The sequence below is a fragment of the Kitasatospora sp. NPDC094019 genome (genome assembly GCF_044764505.1).
In the GTDB taxonomy this organism is placed as follows: Bacteria; Actinomycetota; Actinomycetes; order Streptomycetales; family Streptomycetaceae; genus Kitasatospora.
In genome coordinates this window covers 26,836-47,289 of record NZ_JBIWIF010000001.1, presented here as the reverse complement: position 1 = coordinate 47,289, position 20,454 = coordinate 26,836, and the positions used below count along the sequence as shown (strand labels likewise).

Below are 20,454 nucleotides of genomic sequence, written 5' to 3'. Positions count from 1 at the left end.
CCGCGGCCCAGCAGACTGGGACGGCGTCACGGCCGATTGCGGTCTCCCCCGTCCCAGAAGGAGAACTGCGCAGCATGACCGGAACGACAGCAAGGACCGGCGGGGCCGGTGCGAGCGGAACGAGCGGAACGGTCGCGAGGATCGCCGTCATCGGCGCCGGCCCGGCCGGGCTCACCCTCGCCCGGATCCTCCAGGTCCACGGTATCGCCGCCACCGTCCACGAGCGCGAGCCCGACCGGCACGTGCGCGGCCAGGGCGGGACCCTGGACCTGCACGCCGACACCGGTCGGCGCGCCGTCCAGGAGGCGCGCCTGACCGAGGAGTTCTGGGCGAAGGCCAGGCCCGAGGGCGCGGAGTTCCGCATCGTCGACAAGCACGGCGCGGCTCCCCGAGGTTTCGGCGACCGGCCCGCTCCGGACGGCGGCGGTGGGCCGGGTGGGCCGGGTGCGCCCGGCGGGGCCGACCCGGGGGAGAGCCCGGAGATCGACCGGGGCGATCTGCGCGGACTGCTGCTGGACTCGCTCGCCCCCACCGCCGTCCGCTGGGGCCACCGCCTCGACCGCGCCGAGCCGCTCGGCGACGGACGCCACCGGCTCCACTTCGACAACGGCGACGTCGAGCTCTGCGACCTGCTGATCGGCGCCGAGGGCGCGCACTCCCGGGTCCGCCCGCTGCTCACCTCCGTGGAGCCGCGCTTCACCGGCGTCAACCTGGTCGAGCTGGGCATCCCGGACGCCGACCGGACCGCCCCCGGGGCCGCCGCCGCCGTGGGCGGCGGCAGCCTGTTCGCCTTCCACGACAACAAGGGCCTGGTCCTCCAGCGCAACAGCGACGGCCGGATCCGCGTCTACGCCTTCTTCCGCAGCCCCGAGGACTGGTTGCGGGTGGCCGGTCTCTCCGCCGCCGACCCCACGGGCACCCGCGCCGCCGTCGCCCGGCACTTCGCCGACTGGGCACCCGAGTTCCGGGACGCCCTGGCCGCCTGCGACGACACCCTGCGCACCCAGCCGATGGAGATGCTGCCGGTCGGCCTGCGCTGGCCGCGCCGCCCGGGCGTCACCCTGGTCGGGGACGCGGCGCACCTGATGTCCCCGTTCGCCGGGCAGGGCGTCAACCTGGCGATGTGGGACGCCGCCGAACTCGCGCTCGCGCTGGCCCCCGTGCTGGCCCCGCCGGCCCGCTGGGACAGCTCGACCGCGGCGGCCCTGGACACCGCCGTCGAGGGGTACGAGAAGGCGATGTTCGAACGCGGCGCGTTCTGGGCCGGCATCTCCGCGTTCAACCACGACCGGGTGCTGGCCCCCGACGGCCACGAGAACCTGCACCTCATGGCCGGGCCGCCCACCGGGCCGGACGGCGCTTAGGGCCTGTCTCCCGGATCCTTGCCCGGACCCTTGCCCGGGCCCCGGCCTCAGGACCCGGCGCAGCCGCAGGAGCGGCGGACCACCATCCGGGCCGGGAACATCCGGGGCCCGGCGGGCATCGGCTCCCCGTCGGCGCGCCCGCCGAGCACCAGGTCGACGGCGGCGCGCGCCATCTCCTCCTGCGCGGTGGCCACGCTGGTGAGCGGCGGGCCGGCGATCACGGCCTCCGCGATGTCGTCGAACCCGGCCACCGCGAGGTCCTCCGGCACCCGCAGACCCAGGTCGTCGGCGGCCCGCAGCAGGCCGATCGCCTGATCGTCGGTGGCGCAGAACACGGCCGTCGGCCGGTCCGCCCGCGCCAGCAGCGCGAGCGCCTCCCGGTGCGCGCGGACGCGGTCGAAGGGCGCGCCGACCAGTCGGCCCTCGGTGGCGAGTCCGGCCGCGGCGAGCGCGGCGGCCCAGCCGGCGGTGCGGACGGTCACCGGGTCGCTCGGGCTGAGCGAGAACGTGCCGCCGAAGCAGTGCACCGTGGCGTGGCCGTGCCCGAGCAGATGGCCGACGACCGCCCGCGCCCCGCCCTCGTCGTCCGCGACGACCGCGAGCCCGTGCTCGGTCTCGGCCCGGTGGTGCAGCAGGACGACCGGCGTCCCGTCCGTGGCGTCCGCGCGGGCGACGCCGGGGGCGGACGGGTCCTGTGTGACCAGGATCAGGCCGTCCACCTGCATGCCCAGGAAGGCGCGGATGTAGTGGGCCTCGCGCTCGTTGGCGTAGTCGGAGTTGCCGATCAGCAGCAGCCGCCCACGCTCGGCGGCGGCCCGTTCGACGGTGTGCGCGAGTTCGGCGAAGAAGGGCTGCCGGGCGTCCGGGACGACCATGCCGATCAGGTCGGTCCGCCGCCGTGCCATGGCCTGCGCCACGCGGTTCGGCCGGTACCCCAGCTCCTCGACGGCGGCGAGCACCCGGGCCCGGGTCGCGGCCGCCACCGGCCGCGGCCCGTCGTTGATCACATAACTCACGACCGCGGTCGACGTCCCCGCCACCCTCGCCACGTCGTCCCGCGTCACCCTTGCCATGCCCGCGAGCCTACACACCGGTACCGACGGCTCCGGCCGCCGTTCCACCGGCCGGACGCCGCGTCGGACCGTCAGTACATCTGGTCGGCGGTGACGTCCGCGGAGCGGCGCAGCGCCCGCTCCGCCGGTTCGCCGCGCAGGGCGAGCAGGGTCAGCGTCAGCGCGTCCACCACCGTCAGGTGGGCGATCCGGCTGGCGGTGGTCTCCAGCCCGAAGACCAGGTCCTGACCGCCGGCGACCAGGGTGTGGGTGGCGGCCTCGCCGAGCGGGGAGCGGGCGTAGCTGGTGACCGCCACCACCGCGGCGCCGTTGTCGCGGGCGTGACGGGCGGCGTCGACCACGGTGCGGGTCGCCCCGGTGTGGCTGACCGCCAGGCAGGCGGCGGTGGACGGCAGCTGTGCGGCGGCCAGCTGCGCGGTGCTCGGGTCGGCGGGGGCGTCGGTGCGCAGGCCGAGGGCACGCAGTCGGTAGGCGGCGTCCAGGACCACCGCGCCGGAGAGTCCCTCGCCGAGGACGAGGACGTGGTCGGCGGCGTTCAGCGCCCCGGCCGCCGCCCGCAGCTCGTCGACGGCCAGCGTCGTGGCGATCCCGTCGAGTGCCTCCCGGGCGGCGCGAACGGTGTCGGCGAGGGCACGGGCGGCCGGGTCCCGGGGGTCGGACGCGTCCGGCGCGAGGGCCGGGGCCTGGCGGACGGCCGCGATCTTCAGCTCCTGGTAGCCCCGGAAGCCGAGCCGCTGGCAGGCGCGGACCACCGAGGACGGCGCCGTCCCGGCGAGCTCGGCGACATCGCTCACGCTGAGGCCGACCAGATCGGCGCCCCGGGTCAGGACCACCCGGGCGACCCGTTCCTCGCTGCCGCGCAGCTCGCCAAGCCGGGCGCGGACGTGCGCGGCCAGCTGGGATTCCAGCGGAGAAAATTCGGAACGCTCTTCCATGGATCCAGTGTACCGTGGAACTCGATTCCAGGGATCGGTGTTCCGCCGTTCCCCGGTCCTGCCTTTTCGTCCCCCGGAGGGGAGCCCCGCCATGGCCGCCGCCGCCGTCCCCGTGGCCGTTCTGACCGCCGCCGTTCTGCACGCGGTGTGGAACGGCATGGCGCACCGGATCGAGGACAAGCTGGTCGGCTTCACCTTGATCAACCTCGCGTACACCGCGTGCGCGGTGGTCCTGGTGCTGCTCAACCCCTTCCCGGCGGCGGCCGCCTGGCCGTACCTGCTGGCCTCCGTCGCGATGCAGGTGGCGTCCCAGCTGCTGCTCCTGCGCGCCTACCAGCTGGGGGACTTCGGGCAGATGTACCCGATCGCGCGCGGGTCCGCGCCGCTGCTGGTGGCGGTGCTGTCGGTGGCCCTGCTCGGCGAGTCGCCCGGGCTCGGGGAGCTGCTCGGGGTGGCCGTCATCTCCTGCGGACTGGTCGGGCTGGCCTTCGCCAAGGGGATTCCGGGCCGGGCCCAGCTGCCCGCGCTCGCGGCGGCGCTCGGCACCGGGGTGATGATCGCCGCGTACACCGTGTCCGACGGCGGCGGCGTGCGGCACGCGGGGACGGTCGGCGGCTACGTCGCCTGGCTGTTCCTGCTCCAGGGGCCGGTCCTGGCCCTGATCGCGCTGGCGCGGCGCGGGCCGCGCCTGCTGGCGGGGGCCGGTCCGGCGGTGCCGTTCGGGCTGCTAGGCGGCGTGCTGTCGCTGGCGGCCTACGGGCTGGTGGTGTGGGCGCAGTCGCGGGGGGACCTCGCCACCGTCGCGGCGCTGCGCGAGACCAGCATCGTGATCGCCGCCCTGATCGCCGCCGTCGTCTTCCGGGAGCGCCTGGGGCGGCTGCGGATGGCGGCGAGCGCGGCCGTGCTGGCCGGGATAGCCGTCCTGGAACTGGCCCGCCCCTGAGGCCGGTTCCAGGACGGCGGGGGCACGCCCCCGGAGTTCAGGGGACGATGACCGTCAGCGAGGTGTCCGTCGTCGTGAAACCCAGCTCCGTGTACAGCTGCCGGGCCCGGTTGCCCTCGGTCACGGCGAGTCCGATCTCCTCGGCGCCACCGGCGGCGACCTCGGCGACGACCCGGCGCAGCAGGTCGCGGCCGAGACCGGGGTAGCCGTGCGCCGGGTCGCGGAACACATGGGCGATCCAGGGCAGGCCGTCCCGATCGGTGAGGACGGCGCCCGCCACCACCCGGTCGGTACCGTCCACGACCAGCGAGCTGGCGGGCAGCACGGAGCCTATGACCTGTCCGGACAGCAGCTCGGAGAGCCGCCGCACCGCGACCGCTTCGTCCTGCCCCTCGTCGGCGCGGTGGTCGGGGTGGCCGGGGCCGAAGGCCGTCCGGGAAGCGGGCGCGAGTGCGGCGGCCCCCCGGTCGCAGGGGACGGCGCGGAACCCGTCCCGGAGCGGGGTGTCCGCCCAGCCCGCCCAACCCCCGGGCGGGGGAGCGTCGGTGAGGCTCCGGTGCATCGTGTGGCCGTGGCGCAGCACCGAGGCTCCCCGGCGCACCAGCTCCTCACCGAGCCGGACCGGTCCGGAGACCACCCAGCCCGCCAGTTCCGCCCGCACGAAGGCGGCCTGGGCGGCCAGGTCGGCGCGCGGGTCGACCACCTCCAGCCGGTCCGCCCACGGGCGGCCCTCCCGTTCTCCCCGCTCGAACCGCACCACCGCGACCCCGTCGGCCCCGTACCCGTACTGCCAGTCGCTCCCCGCCGCCTGTGCCATACCGTCCGTCCGTTCCTCGCGCGCGGGCACACCCCTCGGTGCGCCCCGTCGTCCGCCATGCTCGGTGAACGATCCGCCGGCATCAAACCGATTGTCGGTGGCGGCTCGTAGCGTTCTCGCCATGAGCGTCCCCGAGGTCGTCCCGATCCTCCACGAGCCCGGCTGCCGCACCGACACCATCGGCCGCTGCCGGGGCGGCCAGTTCTTCGCCTCCGTCTGCTACGCGCTCCCCGAGGGGTCGACCGACCCCGACGGCGGGACGTGGTACGCGGTGCTGCACCGGTTCGACCGGGGCGGGCGGCACCTCGGCTCACGGATCGAGGCGGCGCCGGAGGAGTTCGGCACCGCCGCCGTGGAGGCGGCCGAGGAACTGCGGCGGGCGTGGCTGGACGCGCTGCCGGAGCGGGAGTTCGGGGACATCGCCGTCGTGCCCTTCGCGGTGCTGGTCGACGGCTGCCGCTTCGGCCTGGTCGTCGAGCGGCACGACGAGGACGCGACGGAGGACGACTGGGCCGAGCTCTACCCCGACGGCCTCGGCTTCCACGCTCCCTGGGACGGCGAGTACGACACCTGAGCCCGCCCGTTCCGCCGCGCCGTCCGTTTGCCGTGCCGGCCGTTCCGTACCGCCGTCCGGCCGCCGACCCGGTCGTCCGGCCGCGGTCAGTCCGCGACCACCGCCGCGCGGACGCAGAGGACGTCCGGGAGGTGGGAGAGCAGCGCCGCCCAGTGCGCGCCCTCGTCGTTGCTGGCGTAGACGTCGCCGGTCCGGGTGCCGAAGTAGATGCCGGTCGCCGCGAGGTCGTCGGTGCGCAGCGCGTCGCGCAGCACGACGCCGTAGTGGTCCTCGCCGGGCAGGCCCTCGGCGAGTGCCCGCCAGCTGTCGCCGGCGTCCTCGGTGCGGAAGACCCGGCAGCGGCGGCCCGGCGGGATCCGGTCGTCGGCGCCGCCGAGCGGGAACACGTACGCGGTGTCGGCGCGGTGCGGGTGGGCGGCGATCGCGAAGCCGAAGTCGGCGGGCAGGCCGTCGGCGATCGAGCGCCAGCTCTCGCCGCCGTCGTCGCTTCGGTAGACGCCGCCGTGGTTCTGGAGGTACAGCCGGTCCGGGTTCACCGCGTCCCGGGCGATCTTGTGCACGCACTGGCCGAACTCGGGGTACTGGTTCTCCTCCGGCAGGAACTCGGCCCGCAGACCGGTGTTGGAGGGTTCCCAGCTGCCGCCGCCGTCCTTGCTGCGGTAGACACCGCCGCTGGAGACGGCGACCAGCAGCCGTTCCGGGTCGCGCGGGTCGCAGAGCACGGTGTGCAGGCCCTGGCCCCCGTAGCCGGCGCCCCACTCGGTGCGCTGCGGGTGGTCCCACAGCGCTTCGACCAGGGTGAAGCTCTCGCCGCCGTCGGTGGAGCGGAACAGCGCGGCGGGCTCGGTGCCCGCGTAGACCACGCCCGGGGCCTCGGGCCCGGCCGGCTGGAGCTGCCAGACCCGGGTCAGCGAGGCGCCGGTGTGCTCGGGGAAGCGGACGGCCGGGGTGGAGGGCTCGAACCAGCTCGCGCCGAGGTCGTCGGAGCGCCACACCGACGGCCCCCAGTGACTGCTGTCGGCGCCCACCAGGATTCTGGTCCGACCGTCGCGGCGGTCGACGGCGACGGAGTAGATCGCGTTCATCCGGAAGTGCGGCCCGCTGAACTCCCAGTCCAGCCGGTCACGACTGCGTCCGAGGAAGAGGCCCTTCTCGGTCCCGACGGCCAACAGCACTTCGGTCATTGCCACACACCACCCGGTCGGCGAAACGGTCCCCCGCGGACACACCCCTCCCGGGCCAGTGTCCCGCCGTCCGGGGCCCGCCACATCCCGCCGCGCCGCGCCACATCCCGCCGCGCCGAGGTGGGCCGGAGCGGCGCGGCGCCCGGGACGACCGGGCGCCGCACCGCCGGTCGGCGTCAGCCCCGGCAGTCCTCCAGCAGCCGCAGCCAGACCTCGCTGATCGTCGGGTAGGCGGGCACCGCGTGCCACAGCCGGTTGACGGGCACCTCGCCGACCACCGCGATCGTCGCCGAGTGCAGCAGCTCGGAGACGCCGGGGCCGACGAAGGTCGCGCCGACCAGCACGTTCCGGTCCAGGTCGAACACGACCCGGGCCCGGCCGCGGTAGTCGTCGCCGTAGAGCGAGGCGCCGGCGACCGCGCCGAGGTCGTGGTCGATCGCCTTGACCCGCAGGCCGGCCCGTTCGGCGGCGTCCAGGGTCAGGCCGACGGCGGCGACCTCGGGCTGGGTGAAGACCACCTGGGGCGCCCCGGCGCTGTCGGCGGACGCGGCGTGCGCGCCCCAGCGCTCGGTGTCCAACGGGCGCGCCTGGGCGCGGGCGACGATCGCCGCGCCGGTGATCCGCGCCTGGTACTTGCCCTGATGGGTGAGCAGCGCCCGGTGGTTGACGTCCCCGGCGGCATACAGCCACGCGCCGTCGACGCCGAGCACGGTGCAGCTGTCGTCCACGTCGAGCCAGTCACCGGGGTGCAGGCCGACCTGCTCCAGACCGACGTCGGCGGTGCGCGGGGCGCGCCCGGTGGCGTACAGCACCTCGTCCACGGTCAGCCGCCCGCCGTCGCCCAGGGTGAGCGTGACCTCGGACCGGCCCTCGGACCCGTCCTCCGCCGCGTCCGCCGCGTGCCGCTCCAGCGCGGTCACCTCCGTCCCGAACCGGAGGTCCACCCCGAGGTCCCGCAAGCCGTCCGCGACCAGCTCACCGGCGAACGGCTCCGTCCGGGGCAGCAGTCCGGAACCGCGGACCAGCAGCACCACCTCCGAGCCGAGCGCCCGCCAGGCGGTGGCGAGTTCCACGCCGACCACCCCGCCGCCCACGACGGCCAGCCGGCGGGGGACGGCGGGTGCGCCGGTCGCCTCGCGGTTGGTCCACGGCCGGGCGTCGGCCAGTCCGGTCACGTCACGCGGCAGCACCGGGCGGCTCCCGGTGCAGATCGCGACGGCGTGCCGGGCCACCAGCAGCCGCTCGCCGCCGTCCTCCGACTCGACCGTCACCTGCCGCTCGCCGGCCAGCCGGCCGTGGCCCCGCGCCAGTTCGATGCCGGTGTCACGGAGCCACCGCACCTGGCCCTCGTCCTGCCAGTGCGAGGCGAACGAGTCGCGCCGGGCGAGCACGGCCGCCGGGTCCAGCGCGCCGTCGCCGACGGCCTCCCGCGAACCGGCCACCGCACGGGCGTCGGCCAGCGCGGCCACCGGGCGCAGCAGCGCCTTGCTCGGCATGCAGGCCCAGTACGAGCATTCGCCGCCGACCAGTTCGCTCTCCACGATCACCGTGCGCAGCCCGGCGGCGGCGGTCCGGTCGGCGACGTTCTCGCCGGTGGGGCCCGCGCCGATCACGATGACGTCGAACTCCTCGGCGGCGGGGGACTGGGGGGAGGTCATGCGTGCTCCTCGGTGTTCCGGGTCGGTGCGCCCGGCCGGTGTGTCGGGACGGTGCGCTCGGCCGGTACTCCTCCGGTCGGCGCACCGGCGGGGCCGGGGCGGATGTGCCGAGCCCATCCTGCGCCGACCGGACCGCCCGGCGCAGCCGAACACGCGGGCGAAGCCGCCGTCCCGAAACCCTTCACATCCCGGAGGACGCCGTGCCGGGCCCCGACGGCCGTCCCCCGGAGCGCCGGTCCGCGCCCGGTCCGCGCCCGGCCGGAGCCCGGCCGGGCGCGGTGGCCGGGGCCGGCGGCCGGGCGCCGGGCGCTACCCGAGCTCCGCCAACTCCGCGAGCGCCGCCGCCGTTTCGGCCGGCCGGGAGAACATCGGCCAGTGGCCGGTCAGCACCTCGCGCAGCTCCCACTCCGCCCCGCCGAGCGCCGCGAAGTACGGGTGCCCGGCGGCGATCAGTTCCCGGAGCCGGGCGAGCGGGATCGAGCAGGAGACCAGGGCCTTCGGCAGCTTGTCCGCCCCACCGGTCAGCCGCACCGGCTCGTAGAACGTCCCGGCCGGCTGGGCCGTCGCCCGCTCGCGGAACCGTGCCAGCCCGGCCTCGTCGATCCCCTCCACCGAGGTGCCGTCGGAGGCCAGCACCTCCCAGGACGGCAGTGGCAGCCACCGGCCGTCCACCAGCGTGGCCTCCAGGGTGGCGCGGTAGGCCGGCTCCCAGAGGTCCGCGAGCGCGGCACCGTCGGCGAGCGGGCCGGAGTCGACGTAGACCACCCGCCGGATCCGCTCCGGCACCCGGTCGGCCGCGCCGGACACGGCGATGGTGCCGCCGCTGTGGGCGACCAGGACCACGTCCCGGAGGTCCTCGCGCACCAACAGCTCGGTGAGGTCGGCGATCTGGGCCTCGGCGCCGGTCTCCGGCGTGGCCTCCGCGGCCCGTTCGGCGAGCCCGGGCAGGGTCACCGCGTGCACGGTGTGGCCCGCGGCGCGCAGGGGCTCGGCCACTTCCTCCCAGGCCCAGCCGCCGAGCCAGAAACCGGGGACGAGTACGAAGGTGCTCATGATGGAACGGTCCTCTCCTGGAATGCCTGTGCCTGTGCCTGGGCCTGCGCCGGGACCGGACCCGGTCCTGACCGTCGTCCGGGCCGCCCGCCGTGTCTCCGACCTTAGAATGGCAACAGGACAGAACTCGACCGGATTTGCGGCCGCTTCGGCGACCGGGTGATCGACCCGGCAGATCGGCCACCGGTCACTGGTCGCCGGTCGCCGGTCGCCCCGCCGAGCGGCAGGGCCGGAGCGAACCAGGAGCGAACAGGAGCGGAGCACCGTGGACCACCCGGTCAGCCGCATCCTCGTCCTGCTCGAACTGCTCCAGGCCAGCCCCGGCCTCACCGGCCCCGACCTCGCCGAGCGGTTGGGGGTCGACGTCCGCACCGTGCGCCGCTACGCGGCCCGGCTCGCCGAACTCGGCATCCCGGTCCAGGCCGACCGAGGCCGCTACGGCGGGTACCGGCTGCTGCCCGGATACCGGCTGCCGCCGCTGATGCTCACCGGGGACGAGGCCGCCTCGGTGGTGCTCGGTCTGCTGTCCGGCCGCCGGTCCGGACTGTCGGTGGGGGAGCAGGCCGGTGACTCGGCCCTCGCCAAGATCCGGCGGGTGCTGCCGACGGCGCTGCGCGACCAGATCGCGGCCGTCGAGCAGACCCTCGGACTGACCGCCGCGCCCGCCACCGGCCCCACCCCGGCCGCCCCGGCGCTGTTCACGCTCGCCGAGGCGGCGCGCCGCGGCCGCCGGGTCCGGCTCGACTACCGGGACCGCGCCGGGACGTCCAGTGAACGCGAGTTCGACCCCTACGGGCTGGTCTTCCACTCGGGCCGCTGGTACACCACGGGGCTGGACCACCGCAGCGGCGAGCAGCGGACCTTCCGGCTGGACCGGATCCGCTCCGTCCGCCCGGGCGAGGCCGGCTTCGAACCGCCCGCGGACGTCGACCCGGTGCGGCGGGTCCTGGAATCGCTCGCCTCGGTGCCGTGGCGGCACGAGGTCGAGGTCGTGCTGACCATCGGCCTGGACGAGGCCCGCCTGCGCATCCCGCCCACCGTCGGCACGGTCACCGCGACCGAGGACGGCAGGGTGCTGCTCCGCGCCCGGGCCGAGCGGCTCGACGGCATGGCCGTACTGCTCGCCGGCCTCGGCCGGCCCTTCACGGTCCGCCGCCCCGCCGCCCTGCGGGACGAGGTCCGCGCGCTGGCCGTCCGGCTCGCGGACTGGGCGGACGCCGGACCGGCCGACGGGTGAGCGCCGCGCCCGCGCCGCCCGCTCCGGGGCCCGCAGAACGCGCGACGGCGGGCTCCGGAGTGGACGAACCACCCCGGAGCCCGCCGTACCGACGACCGGACGTCAGCTCTTCGGCGCGCCGTTCTGCTCCGACGCCACCTGCCGCTTGACCTCGTCCATGTCCAGCTTCCTGGCCTGGCCGATCAGATCCTCGAACACCGGCTCGGGCAGCGCACCGGCCTGGGAGAACACGAGCACGCCCTCCCGGATGATCGCCAGCGTGGGGATCGACTGGATCCCGAACGCCGCGGCGAGCTCCTGCTGCGCCTCCGTGTCGACCTTGGCGAACACGAGGTCCTGGTGACGCTCGGCGGCCTTCTCGAAGACCGGCGCGAACTGGCGGCACGGGCCGCACCAGCCCGCCCAGAAGTCGATGAGGACGAAATCCTTGCCGCCCTCACCAGGGACGATCTCGTCGAAGTTCTCCTTGGTCAGCTCGACCGTGCTGCTCATCTCGCGATTCCTGCCCTTCCGGTGGTGGCGGTCAAGGCCATCTGCCCCCCACAACGGCTGCTGTCCGCGCGCTATTCCGCGGACCCTACCGCGCGGTTCGTCGAACGGAAGCGCTCCCCCGTCCGTACCGGAGGGTGTCCGGCACCGACGTGCCCACGCACCGACCGGGGAGCGGTCACCATGCGCAACACCCGCCGTACCAGTTCCAGCACCACCGGCACCGGCACCGGCACCATCAGCAGTGCCAGGCCCCGGGGCCCGGCCCGTCCCGGCCGCGGGTCCGGGCGCCTCGCCGTGCTCGCCGCCGCCGGTCTGGCCGCCGCCGCCCTGGTCGCGGGCTGCGGCTCGTCCACCTCCTCCTCCGGCGGCTCGCCGCCCGCCAATCCGCCCGCGTCCTCCTCCGCGCCCGCCGTCCCCGGCGCGTCCGCCACCCTGCGGACCACCACCGACCCCCGGCTCGGCACCATCGTCACCGACAGCGCCGGCTTCACCCTCTACCGCTTCGACAAGGACAGCGCCACCCCGTCCACCGCCACCTGCGCCGGCGACTGCGCCGCCCTCTGGCCGCCCGCCACGGCCGACGGCGCGGCACCCACCGTCAACGGCGTCGACGCCAAGCTGGTCGGCACCGTCACCCGGGCCGACGGCGGCAAGCAGCTCACCCTCGCGGGTTGGCCGCTCTACCGCTACGCCCCCGACACGAACCCCGGCGACACCAAGGGTCAGGGTGTCCAGGGCGTCTGGTTCGCGGTGACCCCCGCCGGCGACCGGGCCGCCGCCACCTCGGGCGGCTCCGGTTACTGAGCCCGACGGGCCGCCGCCCGCACTCGACCCGGAGGCACCGGTGCGCAAGGATGTGATGGTGACCGAGGAGCCTCCCGGTGGCGGCCGCCCGGCCGCGCGGAGCGCGCCGGCACCGGACGAGGAGCTGATGCGGGCCCTCTACCGCGAGCACGCCGGGCCCCTGCTCGGCTTCGTGCTCCACCTCGTCGCCGGGGACCGCCAACGCGCCGAGGACGTCGTGCAGGAGACCCTGATGCGGGCCTGGCGCAACCTCCACCGGCTCGACCCGGCGACCGGGTCGCTGCGTCCCTGGCTGGCCACCGTCGCCCGGCGGATCGTCATCGACGGACACCGTGCCGCGCTCGCCCGCCCGCGCGAAGTGGACCCGGCGCCGCTGGAGTTGCTTCCCGCCGCGGACGAACTCGACCGCGCACTGAGGATGATGACGGTGGCCGACGCCCTCGGCGACCTCTCGCCCGCGCACCGGGAGGTCGTCGTGGAGACGTACTTCAAGGGCCTGACCGCGACCGAGGCGGCCGCCGAACTCGGCATCCCCGCAGGCACTGTGCGCTCGCGGCTGTACTACGCGCTGCGCGCGCTCAGACTCGCACTGGAGGAACGGGGCGTGACACCATGACACCGCCCGAGCCCGGCCCCGCGCCGTCCGTGCACCTCGACGTCGCCGCCTACGCCCTCGGCGTGCTGGACCCGATCGAACACGCCGCCTTCGAGGCCCATCTGGCCGCCGGCTGCCCGCGGTGCGCCCGGCAACTGGCCGAACTCACCCCCGTCGGGACCCTGCTGGCCGAGTACGCGGCCGACGGCGACCCGGCCGACCCGGTGCCGGAGCCGGACCCCGCGCTGCTCGACCGGCTGGTGGCGCAGGCCGGGGCGGTCCGCCGCCGGGGCCGGAGCCGGCGGCTGGCGCTGGTCGTCGTGGCCTGCGCCGCGGTACTGGCCGGACCGGCGGTCACCGCCGCCGTCGTCACCGCCGACTCCCCGCCCGCGGCGGTCGCCACGGCCGCCGCCCACCGGTTCACGGGGACGGACCCCGCGACCGGCGCCCACGCCGTCGTCGGCGTCGACGCCGCGCCCTGGGGCAGCCGGGTCACTCTCGAACTCTCCGGCGTCCCCGGCCCGCTCACCTGCGACCTGGTCGCCGTCTCCGGTACCGGCGCCCGGCAGACGGTGACCACCTGGAGCGTCCCCGCCACCGGCTACACCACCGCCGCCCTCCGCACCACCGGCGGCACCGCCCTCCCCCCCACCACCATCGACCACTTCGAGATCCGCACCCTCGACACGAACACCCTCCTCCTCACCATCCCCACCCACACCCCCTGACTCGAAGCCCGCCCCACGCCTGCACCCATGTCGAGCCCCACAGGAAGTCGACGTCGCCGACTTCCAACACCACCGCAGCGGCCCGGCCGGACGACTGCTCTCCTGGGAAGCCCCTCCTCCGACACCTCTGCCAGCCCGGCGAGTGGCGCTTCCGCCGTTGGCGTGGGAAGTCGACGACATCGACTTCCCACGCGGCCTCCGGTCTCGGCTCACCATGGGATTCTGGACTTCCCCGCCCTCCAGGTGATCCCGCCCGCCGCCGGAAGTCGATGTCGTCGACTTCCAGCGCGGCCCCAGCTCCCGTCCACCCCCCTGGCCGCCCGGCCGCCGCCCACCCTCCGGGGCCGGCCGCCGATCATCCGGGCGCTACTGCTGTCCGTAGTGGGAAGTCGACGCCGCTGACTTCCCACGCCGACCCCAGGCCCTACCCGTGCCCCCCCCTGGCGCAGACTGCCGCCGCCACCAGCCCCCGGATCCGGCCCCTCTGTGATCCGTCCCCGGACGGCGGCGCCGCCGACTTCCGGCGTGACGCCGTGCTCCTTCGGCGCTCTCGGGCCGCCCCGGTGAGGGCGGGGCGGTCGAATTCCGGTGGTGGAAGTGACGCTTCCGGTGTTGGCGCAGGAAGTCGGTGTCGCCGACGTCCTGCGCCGAATCGTGTGGGCTCCACGGTGCCGTTCGGCCACTCGACGAGGGCAAGTCCTAGTGGGTCGCCCGGGTCGCCCGGGTGGCGAGGTGGGTGAGGGTGCGGGCGCAGTGGCGGGCGAAGAGGTGCTGGGCGAGGGGGAGGAGGGGGCCGGCGAGGCGTGCGTACCAGCGTCGGGGGCGGCTGAAGGCGTTCACCGTGAACCAGACCGATCCGTCCGCCGCCAGTTCCACCAGGAAGGTCTCCTCGCCCAGTGCGAAGTGCCCCCGGCGGGTGCCGTAGGTGAAGCCGTAACGGTCGGGGTCCCCGTCGGGGGTGCTCCAGACCACCCGGCACGGGGCGCCGGCCCGGAGCGGGCCGAGGCCGACGGCGCACTGGACGGCGACGCCGCGCGTGGCCCGGTCGGCGTCGGCGGTGATCCGGACGCCGGCTGCCCGGTGCATCCGCCAGCCCAGTACGGCCGTCCCGGCGGCGTCGAGGGCGGCGCGGCCGTGGCCGAGCAGGGCGCGGTGACGGAGGTGGTTGTAGCCGGCCGGCAGCGGGGCGTCGACGTCGGTGCTGGCGCCGACCTCGGGGTAGTTGAGGTCGTCCAGCGGTGCGGCGGCGTTCATCGGAGGGTCTCCTGCGGGATCGAAAGGATCGAGGGGCTGGACGGACTCGACGGCGTCGACGGGACCGGCGCGCGGGCGAGCCGGCGCCAGGCGAGCAGCGAGCAGAGCGCGAAACCGAGGGCGTTGCCGACGCCGTGGGTGGCGGCCATCCAGCCGAGGGTGGGGTGGGGGATGCCGCTGGCCTCACCGAGCGCCCACCACAGCGCGAGCAGCATGGTGACGGCGAGGACGGCCGCCGAGACGCCGAGCAGCACGGGTGTGCCGGTGAACCGCGGCACGTCGTCGCCGTCCTCGGCCCGGGGGCGCAGGTCGCGCCAGGTGAGCAGGCCGACCAGCCACATGCCGACGGTGAGGACGGCGGCGCCGACGAGTTCGGCCCAGTCGCCGACGAAGTAGCCGCCGAGCACGAGCAGAGTGCCGGTCGGCACGCTGAGCGCGGCCCATCGGGCGCCGGGGCGGCCGGGGAGGGCGCGGCAGACGAGTCCGGCGACGAGCGCCGCGGTGAACCCGGCGTAGTGGAAGTGCGGGACGGTCAGGGCCAGGATGTCGAGGTCGAAGCCGAACAGCTCGTGCCCGGAGCGCTCGGCGACCAGGGCGAGTCCGGCGACCGAGGGCATGGCCAGCGCGGTGAGGACGGCGATCTCGGGCGGGGCGAGGGAGCGGGTTCGGGCCAGTCGCAGCGGGGCGTGGGCGGCGACGGCCAGGGTGCCGAGGGCGTAGCAGGTGGCGGTGGCGGTGGCGAACGGCCCTCGTGGCAGCCACAGGGACAGGGCCCCGGGGACGGCGGCGAGCGGCCAGAGGCGGCGCAGGCGGGCGAGCCCCGGTTCGTCGATCAGCGCGAGTCCGAGGGGGACCACCGCGCCCATGCCGAGCAGGACCAGGAGGTCGACCAGTTCGGTGGTACCTCTGCCCATGATGGTCACGGCTTCCTTGAACGTGTTCAAACTTCCCTTGCGCGCCGACTCTACGCGGGGGATTGAACGTGTTCAAGTTCCATCCTTCCCGGTCCGCGGTGCCGCCTGCCCTGGTGTTCGGGAAGGGCACGGCGCACCCTGGAGGGGTAGGAGGGGTGACCGGACGAGGAGCGACCGCCGGAGGTGATCCGCCATGCAGACTCTTGTCGGTTGGCACATCGAGATGGAGTTCCGCGAGGAGGGACCGCGGACGGCCGCGGCCGCACTGCTGAGGTTGGGCGACGGGTCGGAGCTGCGCGCGCACGGCTGTACCAGCCGGCACCCCTCCGACCCGGAACAGCTCAGGGTCGGTGAGGAGATCGCCGCCGCGCGGGCACTCAACGACCTCGCCTCGCAGTTGCTCACCAAGGCCCACGGTGAGATCCAGCAGGTCGGCCCGATCCCTACCCACCCGCTGTCGTGACGCCCTCGGAGGGTGCCGCGGGGCCGGTCTCCCACCGGGCGCGCATCCCGCTGATCTGCCCGAGGTGCGGGAAGGAGCAGCGGGTGGTGCCGGGCGGGCCGGGCCGCGCGGTCAGGGTGGTGCACGCCGGGACCGGCCAGGAGGCATGCGAGCCGGGAGACCTCGCCCGTGCCCCGGGCGACGACACGGCCTGAGCCCGTCCGCGCCGACCGCTCCGGTCCGGGCGGGACGGGGCCGGGTGCGCCGTCAGTTCGGGCAGTACGTGGTCGGCGCCTGCCACTCGGGCCCGATCAGCCGCCGTTCCAGCTCGTTGAGCGTGATCCGGATGCCGACCGTCCCGGCCAGTCCCAGCCGCATCCGGCTGCGGGCCAGTACCAGGAACGCCGTCAGACCGTACTTGTTGATCAGTGACGCGCGGTAGCGGGCGGTGGCGTCCTCGTCGCAGACGGCGGCGCGGGCCGGGAGCTGCGCGCCGGTCGGGCGGCCGTGCGCGTCGCAGGGGCCGACCAGCACCTTGGGGTGGCGGCGGATCCGTTCGGCCTCGCCGGAGTGGGCGGGCGTCCAGATGCCGAGTGCGGTGCCGTCGGCGACGACCCAGCTCTGCGAGTGGACCTGGCGGCCGTCCTCGCCGTAGGTGGTGAGCAGGAGGTATCTGCTGTCGGCCAACTGGTCGGTACGGTCGTGCACGGTGTCCTCCCTGTCCGGTCCGGCGGGTGGTCGTCGCGGCCGGGGCGGCCGGTGTGCTCTCGGCGCCGCACCGGGGCGTGCCGCGCGGGCGTGCGGCGAGGTGCGGTGAGGCGTGGTGCTCGGGGGCCGACGGTCAGGGGGTGCCCCGCCGTACGAACCACGGGACAGCCTGGCGCGGGTCCGGTCAAGGACCCCGGCCGGGCGGGCCACTCCATTGTCGTCCAGGGCGGCCGCCGATTCGAGGGCTCGGGGCGGTCCGCCATCGGCGGGCCGGTGCGTTCCGCGGACGCGAGCGGGGCGTGCGGAGCCGTGTGCGCGCCGGTCCCGGGGCCCGTGACCGGAGCCGCCGCCGTCGGCCGACGAGGGGGAATCCCACCCGGACGGCGTACGGGCGCGGGCGACGGCGTGCGCCCTGGACCTCGCGGTCGCTCTCGGCGGGGCACCTCGGAGGGGCGACCACCCCGGAAGGCGGCCCCTGGAAAACGGCGAGCGGCCCGCCCGGTGTCGTGTAGACACCGGGCGGACCGCTCCGCACCGTCGCGTGTACCCCGCGAGGGTCAGTGCACCAGCACCGGCACCTCGTTGGCGTCCACCGCGCCCGCACCCTCGCCGGCGGTGCCGGTCCCGGGGCGACCGGCGTTGATCAGGACGAAGGCCAGCACGGCCGCCAGCGCCAGGATCCCGAAGGACCACCAGATCGCGGTCGAGAAGCCGTGCACCATGCCCCCGAACTGCACCGCCTTGGCGGCGGCCGGGCTGGTGGCCTCGCCGGCGTGGGCCGCCAGCCAGGTGGTGGTGGCGCTGGCCGCGATGGTGTTCAGCAGCGCGGTGCCGATGGCGCCGCCGACCTGCTGCGAGGTGTTGACCATGGCGGAGGCCACGCCCGCGTCGCGCGGCTGGACGCCGTGCGTGGCGAGGCTCATCGCCGGCATGAACGCGGTGCCCATGCCGAGGCCCATCAGGACCAGACCGGGCAGGATCAGCGCCGGGTAGGAGGTGTCCAGGTCGATCTGGGTCAGGATCAGCATGCCGACCGAGGCCAGCAGGAAGCCGGGAGCCATCAGGTACCGCGCCGGGACGCGGGTCATCAGGCGGGCGCCGATCTGGGTGGAGCCGGTGATCATGCCCGCCACCATCGGCAGGAAGGCCACGCCGGTCAGCACCGGGCTGTAGTCGAGCACGATCTGCAGGTAGTAGGTCAGGAAGAGGAAGAGGCCGAACATGCCGATCACGGCCAGGCCCAGCGACAGGTAGACCCCGCCGCGGTTGCGGTCCAGCAGGACGCGCAGCGGCAGCAGCGGCGCCTTGACCTTGCTCTCGACCAGGACGAACGCGGCCAGCAGCACGGCGGCGCCGATGAACAGGCCGATCGTCACGCCCGAGCTCCAGCCGTCCGACTCGGCCCGGGTGAAGCCGTAGACCAGCGCGACCAGACCGGTGGTGACCAGCAGCACGCCGGGCACGTCGAGCCGGTTGCGGTTGCGGCCCTCGGCGGGCTCGCGGATCACCATGACGGCGCCGACGGCGGCGATCACGGCGAACGGGATGTTGACGAAGAAGGTCCAGCGCCAGTTCATGTACTCGGTGAGCAGGCCGCCGAGGATCAGACCGATCGCACCGCCACCACCGGCGATGGCGCCGTAGATGCCGAACGCCTTGGCGCGCTCCTTGGCCTCGGTGAACATGACCGCCAGCAGCGAGAGCGCGGCCGGGGCGAGCAGGGCGCCGAAGACGCCCTGGAGGGCGCGGGCGCCGAGCAGCATCGCGGTGTTGGCGGCGGCGCCGCCGAGCGCGGAGGCCAGCGCGAAGCCGGTCAGACCGACGATGAAGGTGCGCTTGCGCCCCCACAGGTCCGCCACCCGGCCGCCGAACAGCAGCAGTCCGCCGAAGGCCAGCGCGTACGCGGTGATCACCCACTGGCGGTTGCCGTCGGTGATGCCGAGGTCCTTCTGGGCGGACGGCAGCGCGATGTTCACGATGGTGGCGTCCAGGACGACCATCAGCTGCGCGAGGCCGATGAATATCAGGGCCTTCCAGCGCCTCGGATCAGGCTGGACGGCGGGCAGGGCGTCGGTTTTTGACATGGAGGTACTCACTTCACGGTGCGAGGTGTGCGGTGGGCGTGCGGGTGGAGCAAGGGACAACTGGTTAAGGGGAGGAGAACATCGGCGGACGCGTCGGGTCAGTGGTCGCCGTGGAAGTCCTCGAAGGTCGCGGCCCGGCCGGGCAGTGTCGAACGGGCGGGCGCCCGCATACCGTCCAGGAACAGTTGCAGGTGCCGGTGGACGAATCCCTCCAGGATGTGGCACGAGGTGCCCGGCAGCGGGCGGGTCAGCTGGCTGAGCGCGATGAACAGGTCACCGTGGGCGACGTCGGGACGGATCTCGCCCGCCGCCTTCGCCCGCTCCAGCAGATTGCCGACGACCAGCATCAGGCGCTCGCGTGCCTCCGCCAGGTCGGGATCGTTCAGGTCCACCTGGTTGGTGAGCATCGGGCAGAGCGCGCCGACCTTCTCGTCGACCGTCTCGTGGGCGAACCGCTCCAGGGCGTCGAACGGGCCGGAAGCCTCGACGGCGGCCCGCTCGGCGATCGCCACGATGCGGTTCTTGACGAGCAGGGCCACCTCGCGGATCAGTGCCGCTCTGGTGGGGAAGTTCCGGTAGAGCGTAGCGTTTCCGACGCCTGCCCGCTTCGCAATTTCGTCCAGCGGCGCCTCGGCGCCGTGCTGGACGAACGCGTCCCGGGCCGCCAGCACGATCCGCTCACGGTTACGGCTCGCGTCCGCCCGCAGTCGGGGCGTGCGGGCCGGCTCCGCGGTCCGGGTCGGGTGGGTGGCGGCGGTGCTCACGGGTGGTCCTTCCGAAGCATACAAGTTCCGGGGAGAGAGTCCCCGCTTAGTCCTACGAAGGGCTAAACGGGGAATCGCTCCCCGGAAATTTCACGCTTCCGTGTGACCTGCGTCACATTACGGTCCGTGTACTGGACATGGCGCCATCGTCACCTCCGGCCGGGCCGCCATCGCCCTCCGTCGCCCGGGTCACCCGATCGCGGCCCGGGCCGGCCCGGAAGTGGTGCGGGGGTCGGCGTCCGGCCCGGTGCGGGCGGGCCGGTGCAGCGGGATCTCGAAGTGGACGGTGGCCACGCCGGGTCCGTGCTCGCCGCTCGGGCGGGCGTCGTGGACCTCCTCGGCGAGGCTGCGCCAGAACGGCTCGGCGCCGGGGACATCCGTGTTGGTGTGCAGGTAGAGCCTCCGGTAGCCACCCTCGGCGGCGGCGAACGCGCGAGCGCGGTGGACGAGTTCGCGGGCCAGGCCGTGCCGCCGGTGCTCGGTCCGGACGTACACCCGGAGCAGCTGGGCGGTGGTCCCCGAGGGGTAGCGCTCGGCGATCTCGCGCGGGTGCGGCGGGTGGGCCGGTCCGGTGGAGTGCAGCGCGGTGGTGGCGACGACCTCGTCCGCCCGGACGGCGACCAGCAGGGCGTGCCGGGGGTGGTCCAGGTAGTGCCCCTGGAGGTCGACCACGTCGGCGTGCCAGGCGGGCACGTAGCCGTAGCCGAATTCGCGGTAGAAGGTGTCGAGGATCAACCGGCGCGCCCCGGGTACGTCCTTCGGTAGGGCATGGCGGATGACATAAGGGAGTTGACGGTGCATCAGATTTCTCCGACCGGAGCTGGGGCGGGA

General features: G+C 74.9%; 21 protein-coding genes. 8 read left to right on the top strand and 13 right to left on the bottom strand.

Annotated elements, in window-relative coordinates:
* Positions 1-74 precede the first annotated feature (74 nt).
* Positions 75-1,364, top strand: a complete 1,290-nt coding sequence (locus tag ACIQ9P_RS00220; RefSeq protein WP_402347227.1) for an FAD-dependent oxidoreductase — start codon at positions 75-77, stop codon at positions 1,362-1,364.
* Positions 1,365-1,411: 47 nt separating this feature from the next.
* Here the strand turns inward: ACIQ9P_RS00220 and ACIQ9P_RS00215 are convergent, their stop codons facing one another.
* On the bottom strand, positions 1,412-2,437 hold the full coding sequence (locus ACIQ9P_RS00215) for a LacI family DNA-binding transcriptional regulator (protein ID WP_402347224.1): 1,026 nt from the start codon (positions 2,435-2,437) through the stop codon (positions 1,412-1,414).
* Positions 2,438-2,508: 71 nt separating this feature from the next.
* Complete coding sequence (locus ACIQ9P_RS00210) at positions 2,509-3,372, bottom strand: MurR/RpiR family transcriptional regulator (protein ID WP_402347221.1); 864 nt, start codon at positions 3,370-3,372, stop codon at positions 2,509-2,511.
* A gap of 91 nt (positions 3,373-3,463) precedes the next feature.
* On the opposite strand from ACIQ9P_RS00210, the gene ACIQ9P_RS00205 reads away from it, so the two are divergent.
* On the top strand, positions 3,464-4,315 hold the full coding sequence (locus ACIQ9P_RS00205; protein WP_402347218.1) for an EamA family transporter: 852 nt from the start codon (positions 3,464-3,466) through the stop codon (positions 4,313-4,315).
* Positions 4,316-4,352: 37 nt separating this feature from the next.
* Here ACIQ9P_RS00205 and ACIQ9P_RS00200 read toward each other — a convergent pair whose 3' ends face one another.
* Complete coding sequence (locus ACIQ9P_RS00200; RefSeq protein WP_402347215.1) at positions 4,353-5,132, bottom strand: GNAT family N-acetyltransferase; 780 nt, start codon at positions 5,130-5,132, stop codon at positions 4,353-4,355.
* A gap of 121 nt (positions 5,133-5,253) precedes the next feature.
* On the opposite strand from ACIQ9P_RS00200, the gene ACIQ9P_RS00195 reads away from it, so the two are divergent.
* Positions 5,254-5,706: a hypothetical protein gene (locus ACIQ9P_RS00195; protein WP_402347212.1), complete on the top strand. Its 453-nt coding sequence runs from the start codon at positions 5,254-5,256 to the stop codon at positions 5,704-5,706.
* A gap of 86 nt (positions 5,707-5,792) precedes the next feature.
* Here ACIQ9P_RS00195 and ACIQ9P_RS00190 read toward each other — a convergent pair whose 3' ends face one another.
* The 3 genes from ACIQ9P_RS00190 to ACIQ9P_RS00180 form a co-directional block, all read right to left on the bottom strand.
* Entirely contained in the window at positions 5,793-6,890 is a 1,098-nt protein-coding gene (locus ACIQ9P_RS00190; protein WP_402347209.1) for a WD40/YVTN/BNR-like repeat-containing protein, read from the bottom strand.
* Between the two features lie 176 nt (positions 6,891-7,066).
* Positions 7,067-8,548 (bottom strand): dihydrolipoyl dehydrogenase family protein, encoded by a 1,482-nt coding sequence (locus ACIQ9P_RS00185; protein ID WP_402347206.1) that lies wholly within the window; start codon positions 8,546-8,548, stop codon positions 7,067-7,069.
* A 309-nt stretch (positions 8,549-8,857) separates the two neighbouring features.
* Positions 8,858-9,601 carry an alpha/beta fold hydrolase gene (locus ACIQ9P_RS00180; protein ID WP_402347203.1) on the bottom strand — a complete coding sequence of 248 codons (744 nt, stop codon included), beginning with the start codon at positions 9,599-9,601 and terminating at the stop codon, positions 8,858-8,860.
* Positions 9,602-9,866: 265 nt separating this feature from the next.
* Here ACIQ9P_RS00180 and ACIQ9P_RS00175 point away from each other — a divergent pair, with 265 nt between their 5' ends.
* On the top strand, positions 9,867-10,838 hold the full coding sequence (locus ACIQ9P_RS00175) for a helix-turn-helix transcriptional regulator (protein ID WP_402347200.1): 972 nt from the start codon (positions 9,867-9,869) through the stop codon (positions 10,836-10,838).
* 102 nt (positions 10,839-10,940) lie between these two features.
* Here ACIQ9P_RS00175 and trxA read toward each other — a convergent pair whose 3' ends face one another.
* Entirely contained in the window at positions 10,941-11,384 is a 444-nt protein-coding gene (gene trxA, locus ACIQ9P_RS00170) for a thioredoxin (protein WP_402347197.1), read from the bottom strand.
* Between the two features lie 126 nt (positions 11,385-11,510).
* On the opposite strand from trxA, the gene ACIQ9P_RS00165 reads away from it, so the two are divergent.
* The 3 genes from ACIQ9P_RS00165 to ACIQ9P_RS00155 are packed head-to-tail and all read left to right on the top strand — an operon-like array spanning position 11,511 to position 13,457.
* Entirely contained in the window at positions 11,511-12,134 is a 624-nt protein-coding gene (locus tag ACIQ9P_RS00165; RefSeq protein ID WP_402347194.1) for a hypothetical protein, read from the top strand.
* 55 nt (positions 12,135-12,189) lie between these two features.
* Positions 12,190-12,750 (top strand): sigma-70 family RNA polymerase sigma factor, encoded by a 561-nt coding sequence (locus ACIQ9P_RS00160; protein ID WP_402349760.1) that lies wholly within the window; start codon positions 12,190-12,192, stop codon positions 12,748-12,750.
* On the top strand, positions 12,747-13,457 hold the full coding sequence (locus tag ACIQ9P_RS00155; RefSeq protein WP_402347191.1) for an anti-sigma factor family protein: 711 nt from the start codon (positions 12,747-12,749) through the stop codon (positions 13,455-13,457). The genes ACIQ9P_RS00160 and ACIQ9P_RS00155 overlap by 4 nt, the downstream gene beginning before the upstream one ends.
* 699 nt (positions 13,458-14,156) lie before the next feature.
* Here ACIQ9P_RS00155 and ACIQ9P_RS00150 read toward each other — a convergent pair.
* Complete coding sequence (locus ACIQ9P_RS00150; RefSeq protein ID WP_402347189.1) at positions 14,157-14,711, bottom strand: DUF1990 family protein; 555 nt, start codon at positions 14,709-14,711, stop codon at positions 14,157-14,159.
* On the bottom strand, positions 14,708-15,625 hold the full coding sequence (locus ACIQ9P_RS00145; protein WP_402347186.1) for a YndJ family protein: 918 nt from the start codon (positions 15,623-15,625) through the stop codon (positions 14,708-14,710). The genes ACIQ9P_RS00150 and ACIQ9P_RS00145 overlap by 4 nt, the downstream gene beginning before the upstream one ends.
* A gap of 193 nt (positions 15,626-15,818) precedes the next feature.
* Here ACIQ9P_RS00145 and ACIQ9P_RS00140 point away from each other — a divergent pair, with 193 nt between their 5' ends.
* Complete coding sequence (locus ACIQ9P_RS00140) at positions 15,819-16,088, top strand: DUF1876 domain-containing protein (RefSeq protein ID WP_402347183.1); 270 nt, start codon at positions 15,819-15,821, stop codon at positions 16,086-16,088.
* A gap of 246 nt (positions 16,089-16,334) precedes the next feature.
* Here ACIQ9P_RS00140 and ACIQ9P_RS00135 read toward each other — a convergent pair whose 3' ends face one another.
* The 4 genes from ACIQ9P_RS00135 to ACIQ9P_RS00120 all read right to left on the bottom strand — a co-directional run bounded on the left by ACIQ9P_RS00135 (position 16,335) and on the right by ACIQ9P_RS00120 (position 20,424).
* Complete coding sequence (locus tag ACIQ9P_RS00135; RefSeq protein WP_402347180.1) at positions 16,335-16,775, bottom strand: PPOX class F420-dependent oxidoreductase; 441 nt, start codon at positions 16,773-16,775, stop codon at positions 16,335-16,337.
* 557 nt (positions 16,776-17,332) lie between these two features.
* Positions 17,333-18,859 carry an MFS transporter gene (locus tag ACIQ9P_RS00130; RefSeq protein ID WP_402347178.1) on the bottom strand — a complete coding sequence of 509 codons (1,527 nt, stop codon included), beginning with the start codon at positions 18,857-18,859 and terminating at the stop codon, positions 17,333-17,335.
* Positions 18,860-18,957: 98 nt separating this feature from the next.
* Positions 18,958-19,623, bottom strand: coding sequence for a TetR/AcrR family transcriptional regulator (locus ACIQ9P_RS00125; RefSeq protein ID WP_402347175.1), 666 nt, complete (start codon positions 19,621-19,623; stop codon positions 18,958-18,960).
* A gap of 189 nt (positions 19,624-19,812) precedes the next feature.
* A complete protein-coding gene (locus ACIQ9P_RS00120) occupies positions 19,813-20,424 on the bottom strand; it encodes a GNAT family N-acetyltransferase (protein ID WP_402347172.1) in 612 nt (203 codons plus the stop codon).
* Between the last annotated feature and the right edge of the window lie 30 nt (positions 20,425-20,454).